The following is a 22532-nucleotide window of genomic DNA, read 5'->3' as shown; positions in this document are numbered from 1 at the left end:
TCTGCTGTATGTAAGTTATTAAATAATACCGCAGTAGTTATTGAGCTCACTAAGTTACAAAGCTCGCGCTATGATTTAATAACGCTTAGCTAAAACAAACTTTAATCCACATAGCTCAATGCGACCTAATTAAAAAGTATTGGTTAATTAATTAGCAAAGTTGATGATTTTGTCTAAACTGATTGAAGTTAAAACAGTTTAGGCAAACTAATGAAGGCAAACAATTGCGGGCACGAATGGATAATCAGTCTAACTCAGCAAGAAGAAGAAAGTGATTTAGATGCATCATTAGTGCAGATTATTGGCGACCTACTCGAAGTTGAAAATTTTGCTATTTATATTAATAAGCACTTTAGTGCGCAATTACCGCCTACGCTTATAAACACCCACACCCGCCTTGAAGTATTAGAGTCTAACGAAGCCTTAGCGCTGCTTAATAAAGTAACCCAAAACAAAATAAGAGTAAGCCGTGCCTTAGGTGTAGTAACTACGTATGTGCCGGTGTATTACTTTGGTAAAGTAATTGGCATATTACTAATAGAAACCACAAAAGAGTTAGCGCAAACCACCACAATGCTCGCCGTGCATATTTTAAATATTTATGCCAACCAGCTAGGGCTATTACATAAATCGCGGTTAGACCCTTTAACCGAGCTTTTAAATAGACAAACCTTTGATAAAAAAGTGATCGAAATTGTCTCAGGCAAAGGCTTTTTATTGCCCCGTGATGATACCAACGAAAAGCGACGATGGTATTTAGCCATTGCAGATATCGATCACTTTAAACGTGTAAACGACAGCTACGGCCATGTAATAGGCGATGAAGTTATTTTACTTGTGGCGCGGCTGTTAAAAAATAACTTTAGGCTAGAAGACTACGTATTTAGGTATGGTGGCGAAGAGTTTGCAGTGTTATTTCAAACCAAAACCGAGGCACAAGCACATATAGCACTTAACCGTTTACGCTCAAATATTGCTGAGTATCCTTTTCCGCAAGTTGGGCAGCTTACAATAAGTATTGGCTTTTTAGAGCTGGCAAGTATTGATACTGTATCTAGTATCGTAAACCAAGCCGATATGGCGCTGTATCATTCTAAAAATAGCGGCCGTAATAAAGTGACCGCTTATAGCGAGCTTGAGGTAAATGAAGAAGTGACCACCGATAATAGTATTGAGCTTTTTTGATTGTAAATTTGTGCTAAAATCTGGCTCCTTAAATTGTTGTAGGCAGGCACAAAACATGAAATTCGTTCGTTGGTTTTTAGGTTGTATAATTTTATTCTTTAATTTTGTATTTACTCCTCGCAGTAAAAAGCGTGCAAGCGATGTGCAAGCGCAGCTTGATCAGCAAACCTCACAATTTAAACTTTATCAATTTAAAGCATGCCCGTTTTGCGTAAAAGTACGCCGTGCAATTAAGCGCGAAGGCTTAAAAATAGAAACGCGTGATGCAAAAAATGATCAACAATTTCGTCAAGAGCTGTTAGAGCAAGGCGGCAAAATTAAAGTGCCATGCCTTCGTATAGAAAAAAATGGCCAAGTAGAGTGGCTATACGAATCTAACGATATTATTGCTTACTTAAACAAAGTAGCGGCTTAAACGACCCCCTTAATTTTTATCTCACTTATTAAAAGAGACATTATCATGACAATCCGTACTCGTGTTGCCCCATCTCCAACAGGTGACCCGCATCTTGGCACCGCTTATATTGCTTTATTTAACTACTGTTTTGCTAAACAACAAGGCGGCGAGTTTGTGCTTCGTATTGAAGATACAGACCAAGTTCGTAGCACGCCAGAGTCAGAACAAGCGATTATGGATAGCTTACGTTGGTTAGGTCTTGAGTGGGATCATGGCCCTGACGTAGGTGGCGAATTTGGCCCTTACCGTCAATCAGAGCGTAGCGATTTATACAAAAAATACGCACACCAATTAGTTGAGCAAGGTAAAGCATTTTACTGTTTTGCAACCAGCGAAGAGCTTGACCAAATGCGTGAAGAGCAAATGGCAGAAGGTCTGCGCCCTAAATACGACGGCCGTGGCTTAAACCTCACCGAAGATGAAATTAAAGCAAACCTAGCCGCAGGCAAGCCTTACGTTATACGTATGAAAATACCAAGCGAAGGCACTTTTAAATTTAACGACTACCTACGCGACGAAATTGAGATCCCGTGGGAAAACGTAGACATGCAAGTGCTATTAAAAGCCGATGGTTACCCTACGTACTTTTTAGCAAATGTAGTGGATGACCACCACATGCAAATAAGCCATATTTTCCGTGGCGAAGAGTGGATTAACTCAGCACCTAAACTATTAAAACTTTACGAAGATTTAGGTTGGGAAGCACCCGTACTAGGGCACTTACCACTACTGCGTAATCCTGATAAATCAAAGCTTTCTAAGCGTAAAAACCCAACGTCTATTAATTACTATAAAGAAATGGGTTACCTACCAGAGGCCGTGCTTAACTACTTAGGCCGTATGGGTTGGTCAATGCCAGATGAGCGTGAAAAATTCACTCTTAACGAGATGATTGAACACTTCGATATGAAGCGTGTATCACTTGGTGGCCCAGTATTTGATGTTGATAAGCTAAGCTGGTTAAACGGCATGTGGATCCGCGAAAACCTAACAGATGAAGAGCTTGTACAGCGCTTTGTTGATTGGAAGTTTAATGGCGAAATGCTAGCTAAAGTATTACCAGAAGCTAAAACGCGTATTAATACACTTTCGGACATGGTTGATTTAGCAGGGCATTTTGTAGGCGGCATTCCAACTTACGACCCAGCACTGTTAACGGCGGGCAAAGCTGACGAAAACGTAATACGCCAAGCGCTACAGTTTTTTGTATGGCAGCTTGAAGGTTTACGTAGTTTTGATAAGCCAGCTATTTTTGCCATTGCAAAAGAAGTTGCTACATTCCACGAGCTTAAAATTAAAGACTTTTTAGAGCCAATATTTGTAGCAATCACAGGTAAAACATCATCTACCTCTGTGCTTGATGCAATGGAAATTTTGGGCTCAGACTTATCACGTGCGCGTTTACGTGTAGCGCTTGCTCATTTAGGCATTTCTAAAAAGCAGGCTAAAAATATTGAGCGTGCGTACCGCACATACCCAAGTGCATAATCTTTAGTCATACTTTATAAAAAGCCGAGCTTATTAATTAAGCTCGGCTTTTTTGTTTCAGGCCGTTTGGCTATATGTCATCGCGTTTTGATATTGTTTAGCGCAAGCCGTGGCACTTTAGCAAATGCTACAATGCTGCATGTAAATTAAAAGGAGGCAGCATGATTGCACCTGTAAAAAACAAAGCTTTATTTAGCAGTAATGCCTTTTCAATAAACCTAGTTACTTACCCTACACATCACAGTGTGATGAACCATATAGATCCAGTACAGCAAGGGCGCTACTACAAACTTAATTTTGTACTAGTAAAACCTAAAGCTGGTGGGGTTTTTAAATGCTCAAAATGCATTATTAATTGGTTTAACCGGGTGTATTTATTTAGACCCGACAAATACGAGCATAGCGTATCTAAAATTGAGTCGGGAAAGCGCGTACTACTTAGCTTCTCGCTTAATATATAATTTATTAATAGTCGTAGGCCTGTCCGCTGCATAAAACAGACAGGTCACAATACGATACAGAGATTTCGCTACAAGAATTTATAGTAAAGGCGTTACCGCCTCTGCGCATTGCATCTGCTTTAAGTAAATCTATAGCATTTGATTTTAAGCGATTGTAGCTTATATTATTGTCGCCTCTAACGTCGCCATTGCAGCTTTCGCCTTCAATTCGGCCTAAAAGTGTGGCGCCACTTTCGTGTGCTTCTTGGTCGCTATAAAACTGTTGTAAATCTCGTTTTTTAACGTACGTACCAATTTCCTCAGATAAAACATCGTTATCTATATCGGTATGAAAAGTCACGCTAGAACATCCAGCCAAAGTAGTGAGTACGCTTATTACTGCAAAAACACGTAACATAATAATTAGTCCCTTATTTAGTTTGGTACCTAAATTACTAACTAAAACAGGTGTGTGCAACATTTACTCTTAAGTTAATTGTATGAATTTGTAAGTGATTCGACCTCTCTTTAAATTTTTTCTGGTAGTATGGGCAGGTTATAAGCAGTTTAAGCAGTGAACAATCTATGTTAAGTCCTTACTTTCAGCAGCATGCTGATTATGTTTCTATCTCTCGTGAGCAAGGGTGTCGTTTCGCAAAGTGCGTTGCCGATGATTACAACCCACTTCATGATAAAGATGCCAAAAAGTTTTGCGCGCCAGGAGACTTACTTTTTTCTTTAGTGTTAGACCGCTACGGTATAAGTGAGCGAATGGAATTTACCTTTGCCGGTATGGTTGATGAAAACACCAAACTTAATTTCCCAGAAGGGGATGATGAGTTTGATGTAACCAACGGCGACAAAGTAATTTTAAAGGTAAAACGCGAAGGTAAAACCAGCAAATGCCCAACACTTACTAATAGCTTAATAAAAAATTATGTTGAGTTTTCTGGTGCTGCATTTCCGCACGTAATTATTCCGCTAATGGGTAAGCAAGATGTAATGATTAACCCAGCGCGCCCTATGGTTATTTACGAGTCGATGATCATTAACCTTGATAACATTAATATTCAAGCACCAACGCTTGAGTTTGCTGAGCCAAGTTTTGAGTACACGGGTAAGCGCGGCAAAATTACCTTGCGCTTTAATTTACTAGAAAACGGCGAAAAAGTGGGTTTTGGTGAAAAGCACATGGTGGTGTCGGGTATTCGTGAATACTGCCAAGCAACGGTTGATGACTTAATCGCATTTTATAATGAGCGAAAAGCCACCTTAAAACCGGTTTAACGTCATTAAATTATAATACCAATTCGCAATAAGACTTAATCATTTTTAGGGGCAAAAAGTGTTGCTATCTGCATTAAAAAATTCTCATTTAGAACAACTAAATAGCGAATTTTTTGCCTAGCTATCAACACGTTTATCTGTCCTCAAAATAGCTCACTTAATTAAGCGGATTGGTATAAAAAAGGCGCTAAATACATTGTTATTTAGCGCCTTTTTTATTGGTGTAGGAAATACAACTAGGCTCAATACTTTTCTGAGCTGGTTAATTTACGCAGTACCGTAATATGCGTACAATAGTGCTCTTTGTTATTTTAAAGCTAAGCCTATGTCTGCCACATCGTTCTCATCTCTTAAACTCGATTCGTTATTACTAACCGCAATTGAGCAAAATAATTACACCACGCCTACCGCAATTCAGGTTAAAACTATTCCGCACATATTAGCGGGCAGCGATGTAATGGGCAGCGCGCAAACAGGCACAGGTAAAACAGCCGCCTTTGTATTACCACTACTACATAAGCTTTTAAATACACCAAAAAAAGATGAGCCAGGCATAGCCCGAGTGGTTATTTTAACGCCCACGCGTGAGCTTGCTCAGCAAGTGTTTGCAAGCTTTGAAAAATACGCCCAAGGCACAAATATTCAAGGCGCTTTAGCGTATGGCGGTGCAAGTATTGGCCCGCAAATTAAAGCGCTTAAAACGGCGCAAGTGATAGTCGCAACGCCTGGGCGTTTACTTGATCATATTGTTAAAGGCAGTGTGGTGCTTTCAAGTGTTGATTCGTTAGTATTTGATGAAGCCGACCGCATGCTGGATATGGGCTTTATTGATGAAATAAAACGTATTTTGCGCCACATTCCGGGTGATCGCCAAACCTTATTGTTCTCAGCCACATTCGATGACAGCGTGTTTGAGCTGAGTAAAAAACTACTTAAAAACCCCGAGCTAATTGAAGTTGATAAACGCAACTCAGCCGCCGTTGAAGTAGAGCAAGTTATTTACGCAGTTGATGAAGAGCGAAAGCGTGAGCTTGTATCACACATGATTGGCATGAAAAATTGGCGCCAAGTACTTATATTTACACGTACCAAACAAATGGCCGATAAACTTGCCAAAGAAATGTGTAAAGACGGCTTAAAAACTGAGTCTATCCATGGCGATAAATCACAAGGTGCACGCGACCGTGCATTACAAAACTTTAAAGAAGGCACAACGCGGGTTTTAGTTGCCACCGATGTAGCTGCCCGCGGTTTAGATATTCCGGCGCTTAAATACGTAATAAACTTTGAGCTACCTTACATAGCAGAAGATTACGTACACCGAATTGGCCGTACGGGGCGCGCTGGCGAGCAAGGCCTTGCCATGTCGCTGGTAAGTATTGACGAGCAGTGGTTACTGGAAGAAATTGAAGTGCTACTGGATACCCGCTTAGCACCACAATGGCTAGAAGGTTACGAGCCTGATTTAAACAAGCCACCTAAAGATAACCGTAAAAACACCAACAAAGCGCGTAAAGATCGCGATAAAAAGCGCATTACCGGGCAAAGAGCACCAAGTAAACGCCGCAGAAAGTAGCCTTAAACATATTTATTTGGCTATACTAAGGCCACTAAATAGCTGAGGTATAGTTATGTTTGAAACAGATCAGTGGGCGTTTTCTGGTATCGATGGCCAAATATCATTACATAAATGGCAAAAAACCATTGATCTTATTACGGGGCTTTTTTCGGCCCCCTCTGGTTATATAGTTCAGGCTACTAGTAAAGGTTATCGTGTAGTTATTAGAGCTAATGAAGGTGGCTCACACTTTGAAACCAACCCTATACTCCCTCCCGAAACTCCCTTATTTTGTAAATATGTAGCCGAAAACAACAACACTTTGTATGTTAGCGATACCCGCAGCGATACGCAGTGGAATACCATGCCCGAGGTTATTGAAGATGGCGTTGAATCCTACCTTGGCTTGCCAATTCACTGGCCTGAAGGTGAAGTATTTGGCACCTTGTGTTTAAAAGATTCAAAAAAAACCAGTTACACCGATGAATATTTTGAGCTAATAGAGCAGCTTCGTGATTTAATTGAAGACGATTTAGCCCTTATTTATAGCTTTGAGCAAATGCGCGAAATAGCCATGCTCGACCCGCTTACCAATATTTATAATCGCCGTGCACTTAGCTTACTTGCCCAACACAAACTTAATTTAGCGCTGCGTTTAGGTTTTGATGTGTGTTGCTTGTTTATTGATATAAACGACTTTAAAAAACTAAACGACACTTATGGCCATGAAATAGGCGATCAAGCGTTAATCCTCTTAGCAAATACCTTAAAAACACATTTAAGAGAGGCTGATATAGTAGGGCGTTTAGGCGGCGATGAATTTGTAGCAGTAATGCAAATTAGTGATAGAAGTAAGCTTAGCCATATTATTGATAAAATAAAAATTGAGTATACAAACGCACTATTAGAAAACAACGTATGCGCGCTGACACTCAGCATAGGCGAAAGTTTTACTAATAAACAAAAGCAACCTTTTGATACGTTATTAAATTTGGCCGATCACCAAATGTATAAAAATAAACAAGCGTACAAATTGGCTAAAAAAGCATAATAATAAAAGTAATACACTTAAACATAGCAACAAAAAAGCAAGCCATTAGGCTTGCTATAAACGGGGATAATTAGGCTTTAAGCGATTTGTTTTTCGGCTAGGTTTAATTCCATAATGGCTTTTAATAAACGGTATAAGTTTATTGATGCGTCAATTTCTTCTTTACGGTTTGTTAAGCTTTCAATATTTAAGCCCAGTGGCACATCTAGGTGCGCACAACTTTTGAGTATTAGGTCGAGATTTTCTCGGCAAATACGTACAGATTCACTTAAGGTATTGTCTGCATCAAGCATGCGCCATTTAGTGGCCTCTGGCACTGAGATACCCAGCCATTGCATAAACTCTAAGGTTTTATCGCCACCGCATGGCGTAAACGTTAAAATAATCCGTTTTGGTGTAATACCTTGTGCTTTACAGGTACGCGCATAACTTGTTATTAGCTCTATAGTTGCTTGCGCGTCGTAAACCGCTTGCGATATAAAAAACTGACAACCTTGTGCTGTTTTTTCTATAAGGCGTTCGTGCTCATTTCGCTTACTTGAATGTCGCTCAGCAATGGTGACGCCCCCTAAAAAGAAGTCATCACTTTGCTCTGCAAGCGTTTTATAGGCATCGGGCAAGCTTAGTTTTATATCACCTACCGATGAGGGGCTACCCACTAAAACGACATTTTTTAAATCGTAGTCGTTTTTAGTTTCATCCAACCAGCCTTTAAATTCCTCTACACCACGTTGTGCCACACTTTTGTAAGTAATGACATCTGGAGCAGATAAATTACGTAGTAAGTGGCTGTATTCACGTGGGTCTACAGTTTGTTTAAACGGAAATGGGCGTGCTTTATCTGTACGGCTACTTTCATCTTGAATGTCGTAAATTATCACGCCGTCGTATTCAATTTCGTGTAAGCGAGCAAGTAGTTTTTCTGCAATGATTTTTAGTTGCGCTTTATCAGTACCAATTTTAGGTGGAGTAGTACCAATAAGATAAACACCTTGATTGGTGTCTTCTATTTTTTCTTGTAGTGATAAAGCCATAATCCTCATTCCAGCTTAGTCCAATGTATGTAATTCAATATAACAGCCATTTAGACGTCTAGATAGATTTATTTAATGAAAGTTTTTCAATCAACTTGAGTTTTTTTCATACTTAAATGTTTTTAAAATAGGGAATTGACACAGTTGTTTACATTATAAATAGCCGATGGGCTCTTATATTTAGTGGCTTTGGGGCATAATCTAAGCGAGTTAGCATTAAACCTAATAACAAATTTGCTCAATTTAAAAAGGGACAACAATGAAATTTAAATTACTAGCAACAAGCTTAGCGGTATCACTGGCACTAACAGGCTGCGCAACACAGCAAAGCGAAAACACCCAAACGGCACAACAACAGCAAACAATAAAAGCTGACGAACGTGTATTTTCGCAAGAGTACTTAATCGAAGAGCTTGATAACGGCTTACGCGTAATGGTTGTTAAAACCGATTACCCCGATGTCGTCTCGCTGCAAATTCCGGTCTCGGTTGGCTCGCGTAATGAAGTAAAAGCAGGTAAAACCGGTTTTGCTCACTTTTTTGAGCACATGATGTTTAAAGGCTCTAAAAAATTTCCGCAAGAGGAATACACTGCCATATTTAAAAATGCAGGGGTCGATAACCGTGCTTACACCACTAACGATTACACAAACTACCATTTAAATTTTTCAAAGCAGCACCTTGATAAAGTACTTGAAATTGAAGCCGATATTTTTCAAAACTTAACCTACACCGAAGAGCAATTTAGAACCGAAGCGCTAACGGTTAAAGGGGAGTATTTAAAAAATAACGCCAGCCCAATTCGTAAGTTATTGAGCGCAGTACGCGAAGAAGCGTTTGATACGCACACTTATAAACATACCACCATGGGCTTTTTTGAAGATATAGAAGCCATGCCAGATCAAATGGCGTACGGTAAAGAATTTTTTGATAAGTTTTATAAGCCTGAATATGTATCGCTAGTGATTGTGGGCGATGTTGACCCACAAGCTACAATGGCTATGGTTAAAAAACATTGGGGTGGCTGGAAAAAAGGCGATTACGTTGCCGATATTAAAGCTGAGCCAAAGCAGCAAGCACCTAAATATGTACATGAGAAAAACGAAGGTTTGCCTGGTCATTGGTTGCTTGTATCTTACAAAGGTGCTGCATGGGAGCCTGCTAAAAAGGACAGAGCCGCACTTGATTTAATCTCACAGCTTTATTTTTCTAATAACTCCGATTTATACCAAGAGCTAGTTGTTGATAAACAAATAGCGAGTCAAATGTTTACCTACAATCCAGAGACAAAAGATCCTGGCTTACTGCATGTGTTTGTAAAAGTAGAAAACGAAGATGATTTAGCAAAAGCACGCGATGCTATTAACCGCACTTACGCAAAAGCACGTACCGAACTTGTTGATGAGCAAAAACTAAGTGATTTAAAGTCTAACCTTAAATACAGCTTTATTAACGGCTTAGATTCATCACAAGCGATTGCATCAACCCTTGCAAGTTATATGCATTTTGAGCGCGACCCAGAGGTTATTAACCAACTTTATAAATCGGCCGACAACATCACAGCACAAGACATTAAAACCGTGGCTAATAAATATTTTGTAGATGACGCGCGTACTACTGTAACTATGTCGGCACTTGATAAAGCGCCAGGCTTTGAACAAGAAACAAGCTTAAATGCATTAGTAACTAAGCATGATAAAGCGCCAGAGGCACCAGTATTTAAAGTGCTTGATAAAACGAATAGCTCGCCGCTGATTGATGTAAACTTTTTATTCAATACAGGGGCTGCTGCAGACCCGCAAGGTAAAAAAGGGGTTGCTGCGCTCACCGCCGCTATGCTTGCTCAAGGTGGCTCGCAAAGTACGAGTTACAAAGACATACAAAAAGCGCTTTATCCGCTTGCTGGCAGCTTTGGTTATCAAATAGATAAAGAAATGCTGTCATTCCAAGGGCGTATTCATAAAGATAACGCTGCCACATGGTATGCGCTTGTAAGCGATCAATTACTTAACCCAGGCTTTAGAGACGATGACTTTAAGCGCCTTAAAAAAGAAATGATCGACGGTATTAAGTCGGGATTAAAAGCCTCTAACGATGAAGAGCTAGGTAAAGAAGTGCTTTACAGCGCACTTTACAAAGGCCACCCATACGAAAGCTACAATTACGGTGATATTTCGGATTTAGAAGCACTAACGCTTGATGATGTAAAAGCCTTTTACAACACAGAGCTTACCCAATCAAAACTAACACTGGGTTTAATTGGCGCTGTGCCAAAAGCGCTTAAAACCGAAATTATGAGCGACTTAGCAACCTTACCTAAAGGCGAGCAAAGCCGTTTAAGTATTCCTGATGCGCCAGAGCTTAAAGGTCACCATGCCACGATTGTAGAAAAGTCGGCGCAATCTACTGCGGTATCGTTTGGTTTTCCAATTGATACTATTCGTAGTAGTGAAGATTGGACAGCCCTTTGGCTGGTGCGTTCGTACTTTGGTGAGCACCGTAGTTCTAACTCATACCTGTATGAGCGAATTCGTCAAACACGTGGTATGAACTACGGCGATTATGCCTACATTGAGTACTTCCCACGTGGCATGTTTCAAACTAAGCCTGATGCAAACTTAGGACGCTCTGAGCAAATATTCCAAATTTGGTTACGCCCGCTGCGCTCTAATAACGATGCACACTTTGCAACACGTACCGCTTTGTTTGAGCTGGATAAGCTTATTAAAAATGGCTTAACCGAAAAAGACTTTGAAGCAACACGTAACTTTTTAATTAACTACGTACCGCAGCTTGTCGCAAGTCAAAACCGCCAATTAGGTTATGCACTTGATAGTGAATTTTATAACACAGAGTCGTTTGTAAAATACGTGACAAGTAAACTTGAAAAGCTAACGCTTGCTGATGTTAATCGCGTGATTAAAGATAATCTGCAAACAGATAACGTACAGTACGTGTTTATTACCGGTGACGGCGAAGACATGAAAAAACGTTTAGTGTCAGAGCAAACATCGCCAATGGTTTACAACACAGAAAAACCAGCAGCGCTTGTTGCTGAGGATAAAGTCATTGCCGATTATAAATTAGCTATTCCAGCTAACAACATTGAAGTAATGGCTGTTGAAAAAGTGTTTCAGTAATTAATCTCTTTTTCTAACATATAAAAAATGCCCCAGTGCTTATAGCCTGGGGCATTTTTATTTAATTAGTGCTATTAAAACGTAATATTAGTTAGTCGCTAAAAGCACTGAGCCTGCGCCTAGAGCAAAGCTTATTAAGGAGCTAATAACCACTCCCGCTAAAAAGCTTTTAGTTGGCGTACTTTTAACGTCATTATTTATAGGCTCATCAAGTTTAATTAGCTCGCCTTGGCGTACTTCAAGTACCGCGCAAAGCGCCATAGTGGTTTCTTTAGAAGCGGCGCCTTCTTTTTCTACCCGTTGAATGGTCCGCAAACTTACATCGCAGGCATCTGCGAGCTGTTGCTGCGTCCAATCTAACTTATTTCTAAGCGATTTAACTGTTGTAGGATTTAATTGCACGTTAAAGCTTCCCTACAAATAGTTCAACAATAGTTGCCGTTGTATAGCCAAACACCGCGCCACCTAATGTACAGCCAGCAAGAAAAAATGCTGCCTTTTTAGGATCGTCTGAAAGGCTACTTTGAACTTGTTTGGCTATCACACTGCTATTTTTATAAAGAGTGCACTCCAGACGCCCTGTAAGTATATTAAGCATGTCAAATTTTACTTGGTACTGTGAGCCCTCAAAAGCAAAAGAGTGTGTGCTTGCACAGTAGATATTTCGTTTTTTACTGAATAGGTCATCGTTTACAAAGACTTCTTCTTTACCCGTAAAGTAGCTTCCAAAACAGGCTATTTGATTGTCGCCATCTTGAAAGTAAAATTTATAACCAAGCTTTTTTGTATTCAATATATCGTTTTTCATCATCGTTATCCTTGTTGAGTTGATGATGCTAATTTAGCGTTTGTTTTTATTTTTTACGCCGTCAGTAGTATGCCAGTAGCTAGTTTGGCATATGACAGTAACCCTGTCATGCTGCTTTAGTATCTGATTTTTAATGTAAAAGTAAAAATTTTATATTTTTTATAGACTACTTAGCTGTCATACGGAGTATTACTTCACATTGATAAATTATGCAACTAGCGTGAAGTAAAGTAACAATGTTGTGTTAAAAAAATGTTATTGATTATACTGATTAACAACAAAGCTAAAATGGAAAGCTCGTGATTGACGATAAAGCGTTTTTTAAGTTGGTACTAGATACCACGCCCGACCAAGTAGTGGTTATTAATTCTAACGGCGACATAGTCTATATAAACCGAAGTTGGCAAAGCTTTGGTGAGCAAAACGATTGTGCCTGCTGTGATATGTGGGAGCAGCAAAATTACTTAGCAGAGTGTGAAAAAGCTGCTAAAAAAGGAGATAGCTTTGGTTTAAAGGCATTTAACGGCATTAAATCAGTTATTTCGGGGGCTAATGACGACTTCTATTTAGAATATCCATGCCATAGTGAAGATGAAAAACGTTGGTTTATGATGCGAGTAGTGTCGTTTAGCCATACCGATAAAGCGTATTACGCTATTAGCCATCAAAATATTACCGAGCGTAAACTGGCTGAAGAGCAAGTACAAAAACTTGCCGCTATTGATGGCTTAACTGATATTGCTAACCGAGGCTTTTTTGATACTTTTTTAGAGCAAGAGTGGAATCGTTGTCAGCGTTTAGGTATGCCGCTTTCGTTGGCTATTATTGATATAGATGATTTTAAATTACTCAATGATACTTACGGCCACCAACAAGGCGATACATGCTTAAAAAGGGTGGCTAAAGTACTTAATGAATTTACTAAACGCCCAGGTGATTTATGTGCCCGTTTTGGTGGTGAAGAATTTGTTTTAGTGTATGGAAATACAAACTCAGATCAGGCCTTGTTAGTATTGAACGATATTTTAGAAAAATTAAAACAGTTAAACATTGAAAATAAACATTCATTACCAAGCCAAACCCTTACAGTGAGTGTAGGCCTCACTACTATTACACCCAGTAGTGACTTTACCTGTGCGTATTTAATCAAAGAAGCAGACGATTTACTTTATAAAGCAAAAGATAAAGGAAAAGATGCTTTGTGTGTGAGTGATTTAGCACTCATATAATTTTTTTACTCTTAGTTATACCTAATAACCAGAACAAATAACTAAGGCGTTAACACCTTAGGCTTTAAATCCGTTAAACTTAGGAAAAGGCTCTTTTTATATCAATTTAAGGCAGTGTAGTATTATGCGTCATGAAATTTGGCAACAGCTTCGCAGTGAAGCGAATGAAGTTGTAACTCGCGAACCACTTTTAGCAAGTCATGTGTATTCATGCATTTTAAATCATGAGTGTTTAGGTTCGGCGTTAAGCTTTATTGTTGCTAATAAGTTGGCAGATGCTGTTGTATCGGCTTTTACAATACGTGAGTTGTTTGACCAAGCGTTTGTAAAGTGCGACCGTATGCTTACCTATGTGGCCGAAGATATTAAAGCCGTTAAAGACAGAGACCCAGCAGCCGAAACCTACCTTACGGTTATTTTAAACTTAAAAGGGTTTCATGCTATTCAAGCGCATCGTTTAGCTAACTGCTTGTGGCAGCAAAACCGTAAAGAGCTTGCTCGTTTTATTCAAAGCCGAACCTCAGAAGTGTTTGGGGTTGATATTCACCCTGCGTGTCAGGTGGGTAAAGGGATAATGTTTGACCACGCCACCGGTATTGTTATTGGTGAAACGGCGGTAATTGAAGATAACGTATCAATACTACAATCGGTAACGCTTGGTGGTACGGGTAACGAGCAGGGCGACCGTCATCCTAAAATTAGAGCCGGTGTGCTTATTGGTGCAGGCGCTAAAGTGCTGGGTAATATTGAAGTAGGCGAGGGCGCACGTATTGGCGCAGGTTCAGTTGTTTTAACTGCGGTACCGCCACATACCACCGCTGTAGGCGTACCGGCTAAAATTATTGGCAGACCGGATTGTCCGTGTCCGGCGCAAAGTATGAACCAAAACTTTTTAACCACACCAGAGCCTGAAAACGAATCACACACCAGCGCCATGCTGTAATAGCAGCCTGTATAAATAAAAATAATATTAAAAGGAATTAAAATGAACAAAAATAGCTTATTAACACTAGGGATAGGATTTATTGCGGGTGTAGGTTTAACGTGGAGCTACTTTAATTTATCTTCAAGTGAGGCAAACCCCGCAAAGTTACAACATGCTGATACAAAGCAGCAGGCACCTTTTGTTCAGCCAGTTAAAAGCAGTGAAGCAACAGCAAAGCGTGTTATACCAGCAGCCCCTGAGCAAAGCGCTCGTATAGAGCAAAAAGATAATCCCCCTAAACCAGATCCACAACCGCTAGATGAGCTTCCTTTAGAAGAGCAAGTATCGCAGCTTAAACAGCAATTAGCAGCGCAAAAAGCCTTGATGAAAAACGCGGCGCAGCAGCTACGTGACCCCTCTGATGCACAAGCCGTTTTGCAAGCGCAATTTGATGAGCAAATACGTAATGAAGAGTGGGCTTATCAAACAGAAATAGCTTTACAAGATTTTTTACTTACCTCTGATCTAAGCTCTATCCCAGAGATTGTTAGTGCAGCGTGTAAAACCACCGTATGTAAATTTGAACTTGCTGCACCTACTGATAACGACTCGTTTGATCATACCCAATGGCGAGAGCTAAACGATAAGTTAATGAAGCAAGAGTTTTGGTTGCAATTTAAAAGAACAACCTCAACGTCAAGCGACACCGAGCTAACCTTACTAATGGCCACAGAGCTTTAACTGAAAGAGCTTTACAACACCGTTGATTTTATAGCGCCGTCGGCCAGCTCTGTAATTAGCACGTCACCCGTTTTAATGTGATCTACCGATTTAACCACTTTGCCTTGTTGGGTTTTGGTTATGCTGTAACCGCGCGCTAAAACATTAAGTGGGCTTACCGAGTCAAGCCTACTCGCTTGCAGCCCTAAGCTATTTTGCGCGTGTTGCAACTTGTGCTGCATTGCTTGTTCAAGCCGAGTTTGTATCTGCATAAGCTGATGGCTGGCCTGCGATAACTTTTTATCAGGCGATTGACGCATTAAACGCGGGGTTAAATTATTAAGCGTGCGCTCTTGTTGGTAAAGGCGATTGCGCATGCCCTGTTGTAAGGCAATAGTTAGCTCATCTAATCGCTGCGCTTTTTGATTAAGTTGATTGCGCGGATGACACAAGTTAAGCCGGTGCTGTAACTGTGTTGCTAGTGCGCGCTTATCGGCCATATCGTGTTTAAAGGCATTATTTAAACGGTTAATGAGCTCAATAACCTTACTATGTAGCTCTTGCGTGTTAGGGCTGACAAGTTCAGCGGCTGCTGAAGGCGTTGCTGCGCGTACATCGGCTACGTAGTCACTGATGGTTGTGTCTATTTCGTGGCCTACCGCACTGACTATGGGTAATTCACTTTGATAAATAGCTCGCGCAAGCTGCTCATGGTTAAAGCACCATAAATCTTCTAACGAGCCACCGCCTCGCCCTACAATAAGTACGTCGACCTCATTGCGTGCATTGGCTAAGTGTATTTGGTTAATTAAGTGCACATGAGCTTCTTTGCCTTGCACCATGGATGGGTAAATAATGACTTCTAATTGCGGTGCGCGGCGTTTAAGTACGGTTAATATATCTTTTATAGCAGCGCCCGTTGCTGAGGTTATTACACCTACACGGTTTATATTTTGCGGCAGTGGTTTTTTATAGGCTGAACTAAACAAGCCCTCTGCGGCTAGGCGCATTTTTAATGCATCAAACTCTTGTTTAAGCTGGCCTTCACCGGCAGGTTCCATATGCTCAACAATAAGCTGATAATCACCGCGTGGTTCGTAAAGTGAAACTCGGGCTCTTACTGTTACTTGTGCGCCGTTTTCGGGGCGGTAACTTTGAGAGCGGTTATTGCCGCGCCACATAGCCGCTTTAATTTGTGCTTTTTCATCTTTTAACGAAAAGTACCAGTGCCCAGAAGCAGGGGTAATAAAGTTAGAAATTTCGCCTGTTAAAATTAGCGATGCAAAGCCCTGCTCAAGAACTGTACGAATCTCTCTGTTAAGGCGCGATACGGTGTAAACCGTTTGCGAAGGCTTCGAAAACATAAAAAACAACCTAAAACTATTATGAGGCAAGTTATAAGGCAAGTTTATCATAAATATTTGCGAAATATTATTTACGAATGCCCACAACGCTGTTAAAATTTGGCCGCAATTCCTTATCTTAGATCCACATGTGAGAAGTTGCCAAAATGCTTAGAATCGCTAAAGAAGCTCTTACCTTTGATGACGTACTTTTAGTACCTGGTCATTCTACTGTTTTGCCACACACGGCAAATATTTCAACTCGCTTAACGCGTGGTATCAAACTTAACTTGCCGCTTATTTCAGCATCTATGGATACTGTTACAGAAGCTCGTTTAGCTATTGCCCTCGCGCAGGAAGGTGGTCTTGGTTTTATCCATAAAAACATGACCATTGAAGAACAAGCGAGAAACGTACGTAAAGTTAAAACCTACGAAGCAGGTATTGTGTCATTCCCTGTTACTGTGTCTGCCGATTTAACCATTGCAGATGCGACGCTTCTTTCGCAAGAAAAAGGGTTCTCGGGATTCCCGGTTACTGATAGCGAAAATAACCTACTAGGTATTGTTACTGGTCGTGACATGCGTTTTGAAACGAAGCTTGAACAGCCTGTTTCTAGCGTTATGACTAAAAAAGACAAACTGGTAACGGTTCAAGAAGGCGCATCGCGCGAAGAAATTTTAGGTTTAATGCACGAACACCGCATTGAAAAAATCTTAGTGGTTGATGATGCGTTTAAACTAAAAGGCATGATCACCGTAAAAGATTACCAAAAAGCGCAAGACAAACCACATGCATGTAAAGACGAGCTAGGTCGTTTACGTGTAGGTGCTGCAGTTGGTGTTGGCGCAGGTACTGATGAGCGAATTGCTGCATTAGTAGAGGCGGGTGTTGATGTTTTACTTATCGATACTTCACACGGCCACTCACAAGGCGTTATTGACCGTGTTTCTCAAACTCGTGAAACTTACCCAGACTTACAAATTATTGCCGGTAACGTGGCTACAGCTGAAGGCGCAATTGCCCTTGCTGATGCAGGTGTGGATGCGGTTAAAGTAGGTATTGGCCCAGGTTCTATTTGTACTACGCGTATTGTTACAGGTTGTGGTGTGCCACAAATTACGGCTATTTCTGATGCGGTAGATGGCTTACAAGGGCGTGACATTCCAGTAATTGCTGATGGCGGTATTCGTTTTTCTGGCGATATTGTTAAAGCATTGGTTGCGGGTGCATCGTGTGTAATGGTGGGCTCAATGCTTGCTGGTACAGAAGAAGCGCCAGGCGAAGTTGAACTTTACCAAGGCCGTTACTACAAATCTTACCGTGGTATGGGCTCATTAGGTGCGATGGATCAAAAAGAAGGTTCGTCGGATCGTTACTTCCAAAAATCTAACCAAGCTGACAAATTAGTACCTGAAGGTATTGAAGGTCGCGTCGCTTATAAAGGCCCAATTGCAACGATTATTCATCAGCAAGTAGGTGGCCTTCGTAGCGCAATGGGATTAACGGGTTGTGCCACCATTGAAGAGCTAAATACTAAACCGCAGTTTGTACGTGTTACATCTGCAGGTATGGGTGAGTCGCACGTCCACGATGTGCAAATTACCAAAGAAGCGCCTAACTACCGCTTAGGTTAAACAACACGTTTAAATTACGGGGCTGGAATTACCAGCCCTCTTTTATAGCCACTAAGCAAATTAGTGGAATCTAGCATCTACTTTACGAGATCCTTCATGAGCAAAGATATTCACGATTCACGAATTCTAATTTTAGATTTTGGTTCGCAATACACTCAATTAATCGCGCGTCGTATCCGCGAAATTGGCGTTTACTGTGAGCTGTGGGCATGGGATGTGACCGAAGAGCAAATTCGCGAATTTAATCCACAAGGTATTATTTTATCTGGTGGCCCTGAGTCAACTACACTAGAGAACAGCCCGCGTGCACCTGAATACGTGTTTAACGCTGGCGTGCCAGTGCTGGGTATTTGTTACGGCATGCAAACCATGGCAGCTCAACTTGGCGGCAGTGTACACAGCTCAGATAAAAAAGAGTTTGGTTATGCACAAGTAGAAAAAGTGGGTAACTGTGCATTATTCGATGCAATTGAAGATCATATTACCGATGGCGGCAACGGCGTTTTAGACGTGTGGATGAGCCACGGCGACAAAGTAATGGAAGTGCCGGCAAGCTTTAGCACCACAGCTAAAACACCAACGTGTCCACATGCTGCTATGTCTAACGAAGAAAAACGTTTTTACGGCGTACAATTTCACCCAGAAGTAACGCACACTCATCAAGGACAACGTTTATTAGAGCGTTTTGCAATTGATATTTGTGGATGTGAAAAGCTATGGACACCTGCCAAAATTATTGATGATGCTATTGAGCGCATTAAAGAAACCGTTGGCGATGACGAAGTTATTTTAGGCTTATCAGGAGGTGTTGATTCATCTGTTGTAGCAATGCTGATCCACCGTGCAATTGGCGAAAACCTAACATGTGTATTTGTTGATAATGGCTTACTTCGCTTAAACGAAGGTCAGCAAGTTATGGACATGTTTGGCAATAAATTTGGCTTAAACATTGTTAAAGTAGACGCTGAGGAGCAATTTTTAGCTGACCTTGCGGGCAAATCAGATCCAGAAGAAAAACGTAAAGCCATTGGCCATACGTTTATTAATGTATTTGATGAGCAAGCGAAAAAGCTTAAAAATGCGAAGTGGTTAGGTCAAGGGACTATTTACCCAGACGTAATAGAATCAGCCGCTTCAGCGACAGGTAAAGCACACGTAATTAAATCTCACCACAACGTGGGCGGCTTACCAGATGACATGAAAATGGGCTTAGTTGAGCCATTACGTGAATTATTTAAAGACGAAGTACGTAAAATTGGTTTAGAGCTTGGTTTACCGTACGACATGCTTTACCGCCACCCATTCCCAGGGCCAGGTTTAGGTGTTCGTGTACTTGGCGAAATTAAAAAAGAGTACTGTGATTTACTACGCCGTGCTGATGCTATCTTTATTGAAGAGCTACACAAAGCTGAGCTTTATCATAAAGTAAGCCAAGCGTTTACTGTATTCTTACCTGTTAAGTCGGTAGGGGTTATGGGCGATGCACGTAAATATGATTGGGTTGTATCACTACGTTGTGTTGAAACTATCGACTTTATGACGGCGCGTTGGTCACATTTACCGTATGAGTTTTTAGGTGTGGTTTCTAACCGTATCATCAACGAAATTGACGGTATCTCACGTGTTGTTTACGATATTTCTGGTAAACCACCGGCCACTATTGAGTGGGAATAACACCCGTCTTTACTAATGGTTAATACCTTTTAGATAGCAAACATAGTTTTGTTATCTAAATAATAAAAAGTCCGCTTACACGGACTTTTTTTATGCCTAAAAACCGTTAGCTCTTGCCCACTAAACTCATTAAGTGAAGTGGGCTAAGCGGGTTTATTTTGCAGGAACGGGCGTAGGTTGCTCGGTTTCTGTAAGTAGCCCTTTAACTAGGCTAATACAGCCTAAAATTAAAATAATAGTAAAGGGCAGGGCGGCAATAATAGTAATGTATTGCAATGCTTGGATTGAATCGGTGCCACCAATCCACAGCATTAACATAGCAATAATACTGGCAATAACGGCCCATACTAGCTTTTGCTTTATAGGTACTTCTAGTTTTCCGCCTGATGTAAGGCTATCTATTACAATAGAGCCGGAGTCGAGGGTGGTAACAAAAAAGATAATTATTAACGCCACAGCTAAAAGCGAAAGCAGCGTACCAAACGTATAAGCATCTAGCATATAAAACAAGCTAAGCGTTACATCTGTAATACCTTGGTTTGCGCCAAGTACCCCAACTTCATTTATAATTTGATCAATCGCAACACCACCAAAAACCGACATCCAAGCAGTAGTTACAAGAGTAGGAATGAGTAATACATACACTAAAAATTCGCGTATGGTACGCCCTTTTGAAATACGCGCTACAAACATACCAAAGCAAGGTGCGTATGCAACCCACCACGCCCAATAAAACACAGTCCAGCCATGTAGCCACTGCGTATCTTCTCGGCCTGTGCTTGAGCTTAGAGGAATGATATTTTTAACATAACCTATTACGGCTGTGTAGGCAGAATCAAGTACCGTGGTAAAGTTTAAAATAAACACTAAACCCAGAAACACAAAGGCTATGCCCATATTTATATTGCTTAGGAGTTTAACGCCACCATCCATACCGCGCACAATAGAGAGGATAGCCAAGCTCATAATTAATAAAATAATGCCTTGTTGTAATAATAAAGAGCTTTTAAAGCCGAGCACGTGGCTAATACCACTGGCAGCTTGTGCCCCGCCTAAGCCTAACGACGTAGCAAGACCAAAAAGGGTTACTAATACCGCCATTACATCGATAACATCACCTAACTTGCCCCATACTCTATCTCCTAAAAGCGGATAAAATATTGAGCGCATAGAAAGCGGTAAGCCTTTGTTATAAACAAAATAGGCTAGGCATAAAGCGGTCATACCGTAAATTGCCCACGCGTGCAGACCCCAATGGAAAACAGTAGCCCCTAAAGCCATTTCTCGGCCTTGCTCGGTAAAGGCTTCTGCATTGAGAGGCGTGCCAAACCAGTCGGTGTAAAAGGCGGTGGGCTCTGCCACACCCCAAAAAATAAGGCCTATACCCATGCCTGCAGCAAAGAGCATAGATACCCACGATAAGGTTGAATAGTCTGTAGTTGCTTTATCGCCGCCAAGGCGAATTTTACCCAGCGGTGAAGCGGCAATACCTACTGCAAACAGCAGTAATATATTGGCGCCCCACATAAATACGTAGTCAAAATTAGTTAGTGCGGCATTTTTTATTGAGTTAATCGCCTCTTTAGCTTCGTTAGGCGAGAGTGCAAGTAGAGTAATTATAAAAAGTAGAGATAGGCCAATAGAAACAGAAAATACATTAGTATGAATATCCATGCCCCATTTGCTAACGTTATCTTGTCCTACTTGGTAATCGGTTGAATCGATACTGTATTTTTTTGATTTAAACTTCATATAACACGGCGTGAACTACCAGCAACTGCTAATAGTAAAGCTCCTCCATATTTGCATTGTGAATGACCCGCGTAAGTAAGATACATGATGAAATATGCAATTAGGTGGTAATACCAATCGACTTAAATACTTAGTCTTTCTAGCGAGCTAAATAAAGCGCTAACAGCGTTATAAATTTCTCAGGTAGAGCAACTACATGTAAAAATTAATGCCTTGTAACCGCTCTATTTATCTGTCGCTATAAGCGACTAATAACTTAACACGATTGGTATAACGCGGATCCCCTAGACGCTAAATTGTATCATAAATGCTGCCAATGTTATTGACTTGTTTATGTATACAGCAACTCAACCAAGCTAAACCGCTATAAAAATAACTAGCAGCAAGTGTAAATACACCATGCTAGCTAAAGTATTTAACACTTAAGAAGAAATTTACAGCATAGCGTTTGGGCTAAGCGTAGGTAAAAACAGTACCCCGGTTATTAAGCTCGCACGGTTTTAAAGCACACACTGCAGTTTTAATTACGCTAAGCTGAGCAGCATTTATTTTTTAAAGGTAAGTGCTGTTAAAGCTAAAGTGGCTTTACAGCGCTATTTAGCTTGCTAATTCAGCGTTTTGTATAATTAAAAAGCAGTTAAACTAAAAAGTTAATTTTTTACTTTACCTTTTCTAAAAGGTCTCTATAATTCGTCGACATTGCAGGGGCGTAGTTCCAATTGGTAGAACAGCGGTCTCCAAAACCGACGGTTGGGAGTTCGAATCTCTCCGCCCCTGCCATTTCTTCTTTACATCGTTTTTATTA

Annotated in this window: 19 protein-coding genes and 1 tRNA gene; 14 read left to right on the top strand and 6 right to left on the bottom strand. The window is 40.7% G+C overall.

The window, feature by feature from the left end; all coding sequences use genetic code 11:
* Positions 1 to 210 precede the first annotated feature (210 nt).
* The 4 genes from PSH50_RS05655 (at position 211) to PSH50_RS05640 (ending at position 3591) form a co-directional block, all read left to right on the top strand.
* A complete protein-coding gene (locus tag PSH50_RS05655) occupies positions 211 to 1185 on the top strand; it encodes a GGDEF domain-containing protein (RefSeq protein ID WP_024033165.1) in 975 nt (324 codons plus the stop codon).
* A 55-nt stretch (positions 1186 to 1240) separates the two neighbouring features.
* Positions 1241 to 1600, top strand: a complete 360-nt coding sequence (locus PSH50_RS05650) for a glutaredoxin domain-containing protein (protein WP_273587434.1) — start codon at positions 1241 to 1243, stop codon at positions 1598 to 1600.
* A gap of 45 nt (positions 1601 to 1645) precedes the next feature.
* Positions 1646 to 3130 (top strand): glutamate--tRNA ligase, encoded by a 1485-nt coding sequence (gene gltX, locus PSH50_RS05645; RefSeq protein WP_248462316.1) that lies wholly within the window; start codon positions 1646 to 1648, stop codon positions 3128 to 3130.
* 161 nt (positions 3131 to 3291) lie between these two features.
* Complete coding sequence (locus PSH50_RS05640) at positions 3292 to 3591, top strand: hypothetical protein (protein ID WP_004586120.1); 300 nt, start codon at positions 3292 to 3294, stop codon at positions 3589 to 3591.
* A 4-nt stretch (positions 3592 to 3595) separates the two neighbouring features.
* Here PSH50_RS05640 and PSH50_RS05635 read toward each other — a convergent pair whose 3' ends face one another.
* Positions 3596 to 3988 (bottom strand): hypothetical protein, encoded by a 393-nt coding sequence (locus PSH50_RS05635; RefSeq protein ID WP_273587435.1) that lies wholly within the window; start codon positions 3986 to 3988, stop codon positions 3596 to 3598.
* 167 nt (positions 3989 to 4155) lie between these two features.
* Between PSH50_RS05635 and PSH50_RS05630 the strand changes: the two genes are divergently transcribed.
* From PSH50_RS05630 to PSH50_RS05620, 3 genes are all read left to right on the top strand, one after another.
* The gene (locus PSH50_RS05630) at positions 4156 to 4857 is read left to right on the top strand and encodes a DUF3581 domain-containing protein (protein ID WP_055252813.1); all 702 of its coding nucleotides are present in this window, start codon (positions 4156 to 4158) and stop codon (positions 4855 to 4857) included.
* Positions 4858 to 5182: 325 nt separating this feature from the next.
* Positions 5183 to 6433 (top strand): DEAD/DEAH box helicase, encoded by a 1251-nt coding sequence (locus tag PSH50_RS05625; protein ID WP_004586123.1) that lies wholly within the window; start codon positions 5183 to 5185, stop codon positions 6431 to 6433.
* A gap of 55 nt (positions 6434 to 6488) precedes the next feature.
* Complete coding sequence (locus PSH50_RS05620; RefSeq protein WP_273587436.1) at positions 6489 to 7466, top strand: sensor domain-containing diguanylate cyclase; 978 nt, start codon at positions 6489 to 6491, stop codon at positions 7464 to 7466.
* Positions 7467 to 7543: 77 nt separating this feature from the next.
* On the opposite strand, the gene PSH50_RS05615 is transcribed toward PSH50_RS05620, so the two are convergent.
* Positions 7544 to 8500, bottom strand: a complete 957-nt coding sequence (locus tag PSH50_RS05615) for a methylenetetrahydrofolate reductase (protein WP_024033159.1) — start codon at positions 8498 to 8500, stop codon at positions 7544 to 7546.
* A gap of 259 nt (positions 8501 to 8759) precedes the next feature.
* Here PSH50_RS05615 and PSH50_RS05610 point away from each other — a divergent pair, with 259 nt between their 5' ends.
* A complete protein-coding gene (locus PSH50_RS05610; protein WP_273587437.1) occupies positions 8760 to 11639 on the top strand; it encodes a pitrilysin family protein in 2880 nt (959 codons plus the stop codon).
* A gap of 87 nt (positions 11640 to 11726) precedes the next feature.
* On the opposite strand, the gene PSH50_RS05605 is transcribed toward PSH50_RS05610, so the two are convergent.
* Positions 11727 to 12041, bottom strand: a complete 315-nt coding sequence (locus PSH50_RS05605) for a helix-turn-helix transcriptional regulator (RefSeq protein ID WP_024033157.1) — start codon at positions 12039 to 12041, stop codon at positions 11727 to 11729.
* Position 12042: 1 nt separating this feature from the next.
* Positions 12043 to 12450, bottom strand: coding sequence for a hypothetical protein (locus PSH50_RS05600; protein ID WP_054982749.1), 408 nt, complete (start codon positions 12448 to 12450; stop codon positions 12043 to 12045).
* Positions 12451 to 12746: 296 nt separating this feature from the next.
* Between PSH50_RS05600 and PSH50_RS05595 the strand changes: the two genes are divergently transcribed.
* The 3 genes from PSH50_RS05595 (at position 12747) to PSH50_RS05585 (ending at position 15342) form a co-directional block, all read left to right on the top strand.
* Positions 12747 to 13676 (top strand): diguanylate cyclase, encoded by a 930-nt coding sequence (locus tag PSH50_RS05595; RefSeq protein ID WP_273587438.1) that lies wholly within the window; start codon positions 12747 to 12749, stop codon positions 13674 to 13676.
* A gap of 124 nt (positions 13677 to 13800) precedes the next feature.
* A complete protein-coding gene (gene cysE / locus PSH50_RS05590) occupies positions 13801 to 14619 on the top strand; it encodes a serine O-acetyltransferase (RefSeq protein ID WP_004586131.1) in 819 nt (272 codons plus the stop codon).
* Between the two features lie 42 nt (positions 14620 to 14661).
* Entirely contained in the window at positions 14662 to 15342 is a 681-nt protein-coding gene (locus PSH50_RS05585) for a hypothetical protein (RefSeq protein WP_273587439.1), read from the top strand.
* A gap of 11 nt (positions 15343 to 15353) precedes the next feature.
* On the opposite strand, the gene xseA is transcribed toward PSH50_RS05585, so the two are convergent.
* Complete coding sequence (xseA, locus tag PSH50_RS05580) at positions 15354 to 16685, bottom strand: exodeoxyribonuclease VII large subunit (RefSeq protein ID WP_273587440.1); 1332 nt, start codon at positions 16683 to 16685, stop codon at positions 15354 to 15356.
* Between the two features lie 146 nt (positions 16686 to 16831).
* Here xseA and guaB point away from each other — a divergent pair, with 146 nt between their 5' ends.
* On the top strand, positions 16832 to 18301 hold the full coding sequence (gene guaB / locus PSH50_RS05575) for an IMP dehydrogenase (RefSeq protein WP_004586134.1): 1470 nt from the start codon (positions 16832 to 16834) through the stop codon (positions 18299 to 18301).
* A 96-nt stretch (positions 18302 to 18397) separates the two neighbouring features.
* Complete coding sequence (guaA, locus tag PSH50_RS05570) at positions 18398 to 19975, top strand: glutamine-hydrolyzing GMP synthase (RefSeq protein WP_024033152.1); 1578 nt, start codon at positions 18398 to 18400, stop codon at positions 19973 to 19975.
* A 153-nt stretch (positions 19976 to 20128) separates the two neighbouring features.
* On the opposite strand, the gene PSH50_RS05565 is transcribed toward guaA, so the two are convergent.
* Positions 20129 to 21727: a BCCT family transporter gene (locus tag PSH50_RS05565; protein ID WP_273587441.1), complete on the bottom strand. Its 1599-nt coding sequence runs from the start codon at positions 21725 to 21727 to the stop codon at positions 20129 to 20131.
* Positions 21728 to 22430: 703 nt separating this feature from the next.
* On the opposite strand from PSH50_RS05565, the gene PSH50_RS05560 reads away from it, so the two are divergent.
* Positions 22431 to 22507, top strand: a tRNA-Trp gene (locus PSH50_RS05560).
* Positions 22508 to 22532: the final 25 nt, after the last annotated feature.

The sequence above is a fragment of the Pseudoalteromonas sp. Angola-7 genome (assembly GCF_028599255.1).
Classification (GTDB): Bacteria; Pseudomonadota; Gammaproteobacteria; order Enterobacterales; family Alteromonadaceae; genus Pseudoalteromonas; species Pseudoalteromonas atlantica.
The sequence above is the reverse complement of the archived record's forward strand: the minus strand, read 5'-3'. Positions and strand labels throughout refer to the sequence as shown.

Excerpts from the sequence above, each read along its gene's own strand:
- cysE (WP_004586131.1), top strand. The coding sequence starts at position 13,801 with ATGCGTCATGAAATTTGGCAACAGCTTCGCAGTGAAGCGAATGAAGTT.
- PSH50_RS05655 (WP_024033165.1), top strand. The coding sequence starts at position 211 with ATGAAGGCAAACAATTGCGGGCACGAATGGATAATCAGTCTAACTCAG.
- PSH50_RS05565 (WP_273587441.1), bottom strand. The coding sequence starts at position 21,727 with ATGAAGTTTAAATCAAAAAAATACAGTATCGATTCAACCGATTACCAA.
- PSH50_RS05640 (WP_004586120.1), top strand. The coding sequence starts at position 3,292 with ATGATTGCACCTGTAAAAAACAAAGCTTTATTTAGCAGTAATGCCTTT.
- gltX (WP_248462316.1), top strand. The coding sequence starts at position 1,646 with ATGACAATCCGTACTCGTGTTGCCCCATCTCCAACAGGTGACCCGCAT.
- xseA (WP_273587440.1), bottom strand. The coding sequence starts at position 16,685 with ATGTTTTCGAAGCCTTCGCAAACGGTTTACACCGTATCGCGCCTTAAC.
- guaA (WP_024033152.1), top strand. The coding sequence starts at position 18,398 with ATGAGCAAAGATATTCACGATTCACGAATTCTAATTTTAGATTTTGGT.
- PSH50_RS05650 (WP_273587434.1), top strand. The coding sequence starts at position 1,241 with ATGAAATTCGTTCGTTGGTTTTTAGGTTGTATAATTTTATTCTTTAAT.
- PSH50_RS05600 (WP_054982749.1), bottom strand. The coding sequence starts at position 12,450 with ATGATGAAAAACGATATATTGAATACAAAAAAGCTTGGTTATAAATTT.
- guaB (WP_004586134.1), top strand. The coding sequence starts at position 16,832 with ATGCTTAGAATCGCTAAAGAAGCTCTTACCTTTGATGACGTACTTTTA.
- PSH50_RS05610 (WP_273587437.1), top strand. The coding sequence starts at position 8,760 with ATGAAATTTAAATTACTAGCAACAAGCTTAGCGGTATCACTGGCACTA.
- PSH50_RS05625 (WP_004586123.1), top strand. The coding sequence starts at position 5,183 with ATGTCTGCCACATCGTTCTCATCTCTTAAACTCGATTCGTTATTACTA.
- PSH50_RS05615 (WP_024033159.1), bottom strand. The coding sequence starts at position 8,500 with ATGGCTTTATCACTACAAGAAAAAATAGAAGACACCAATCAAGGTGTT.
- PSH50_RS05635 (WP_273587435.1), bottom strand. The coding sequence starts at position 3,988 with ATGTTACGTGTTTTTGCAGTAATAAGCGTACTCACTACTTTGGCTGGA.
- PSH50_RS05585 (WP_273587439.1), top strand. The coding sequence starts at position 14,662 with ATGAACAAAAATAGCTTATTAACACTAGGGATAGGATTTATTGCGGGT.
- PSH50_RS05630 (WP_055252813.1), top strand. The coding sequence starts at position 4,156 with ATGTTAAGTCCTTACTTTCAGCAGCATGCTGATTATGTTTCTATCTCT.
- PSH50_RS05620 (WP_273587436.1), top strand. The coding sequence starts at position 6,489 with ATGTTTGAAACAGATCAGTGGGCGTTTTCTGGTATCGATGGCCAAATA.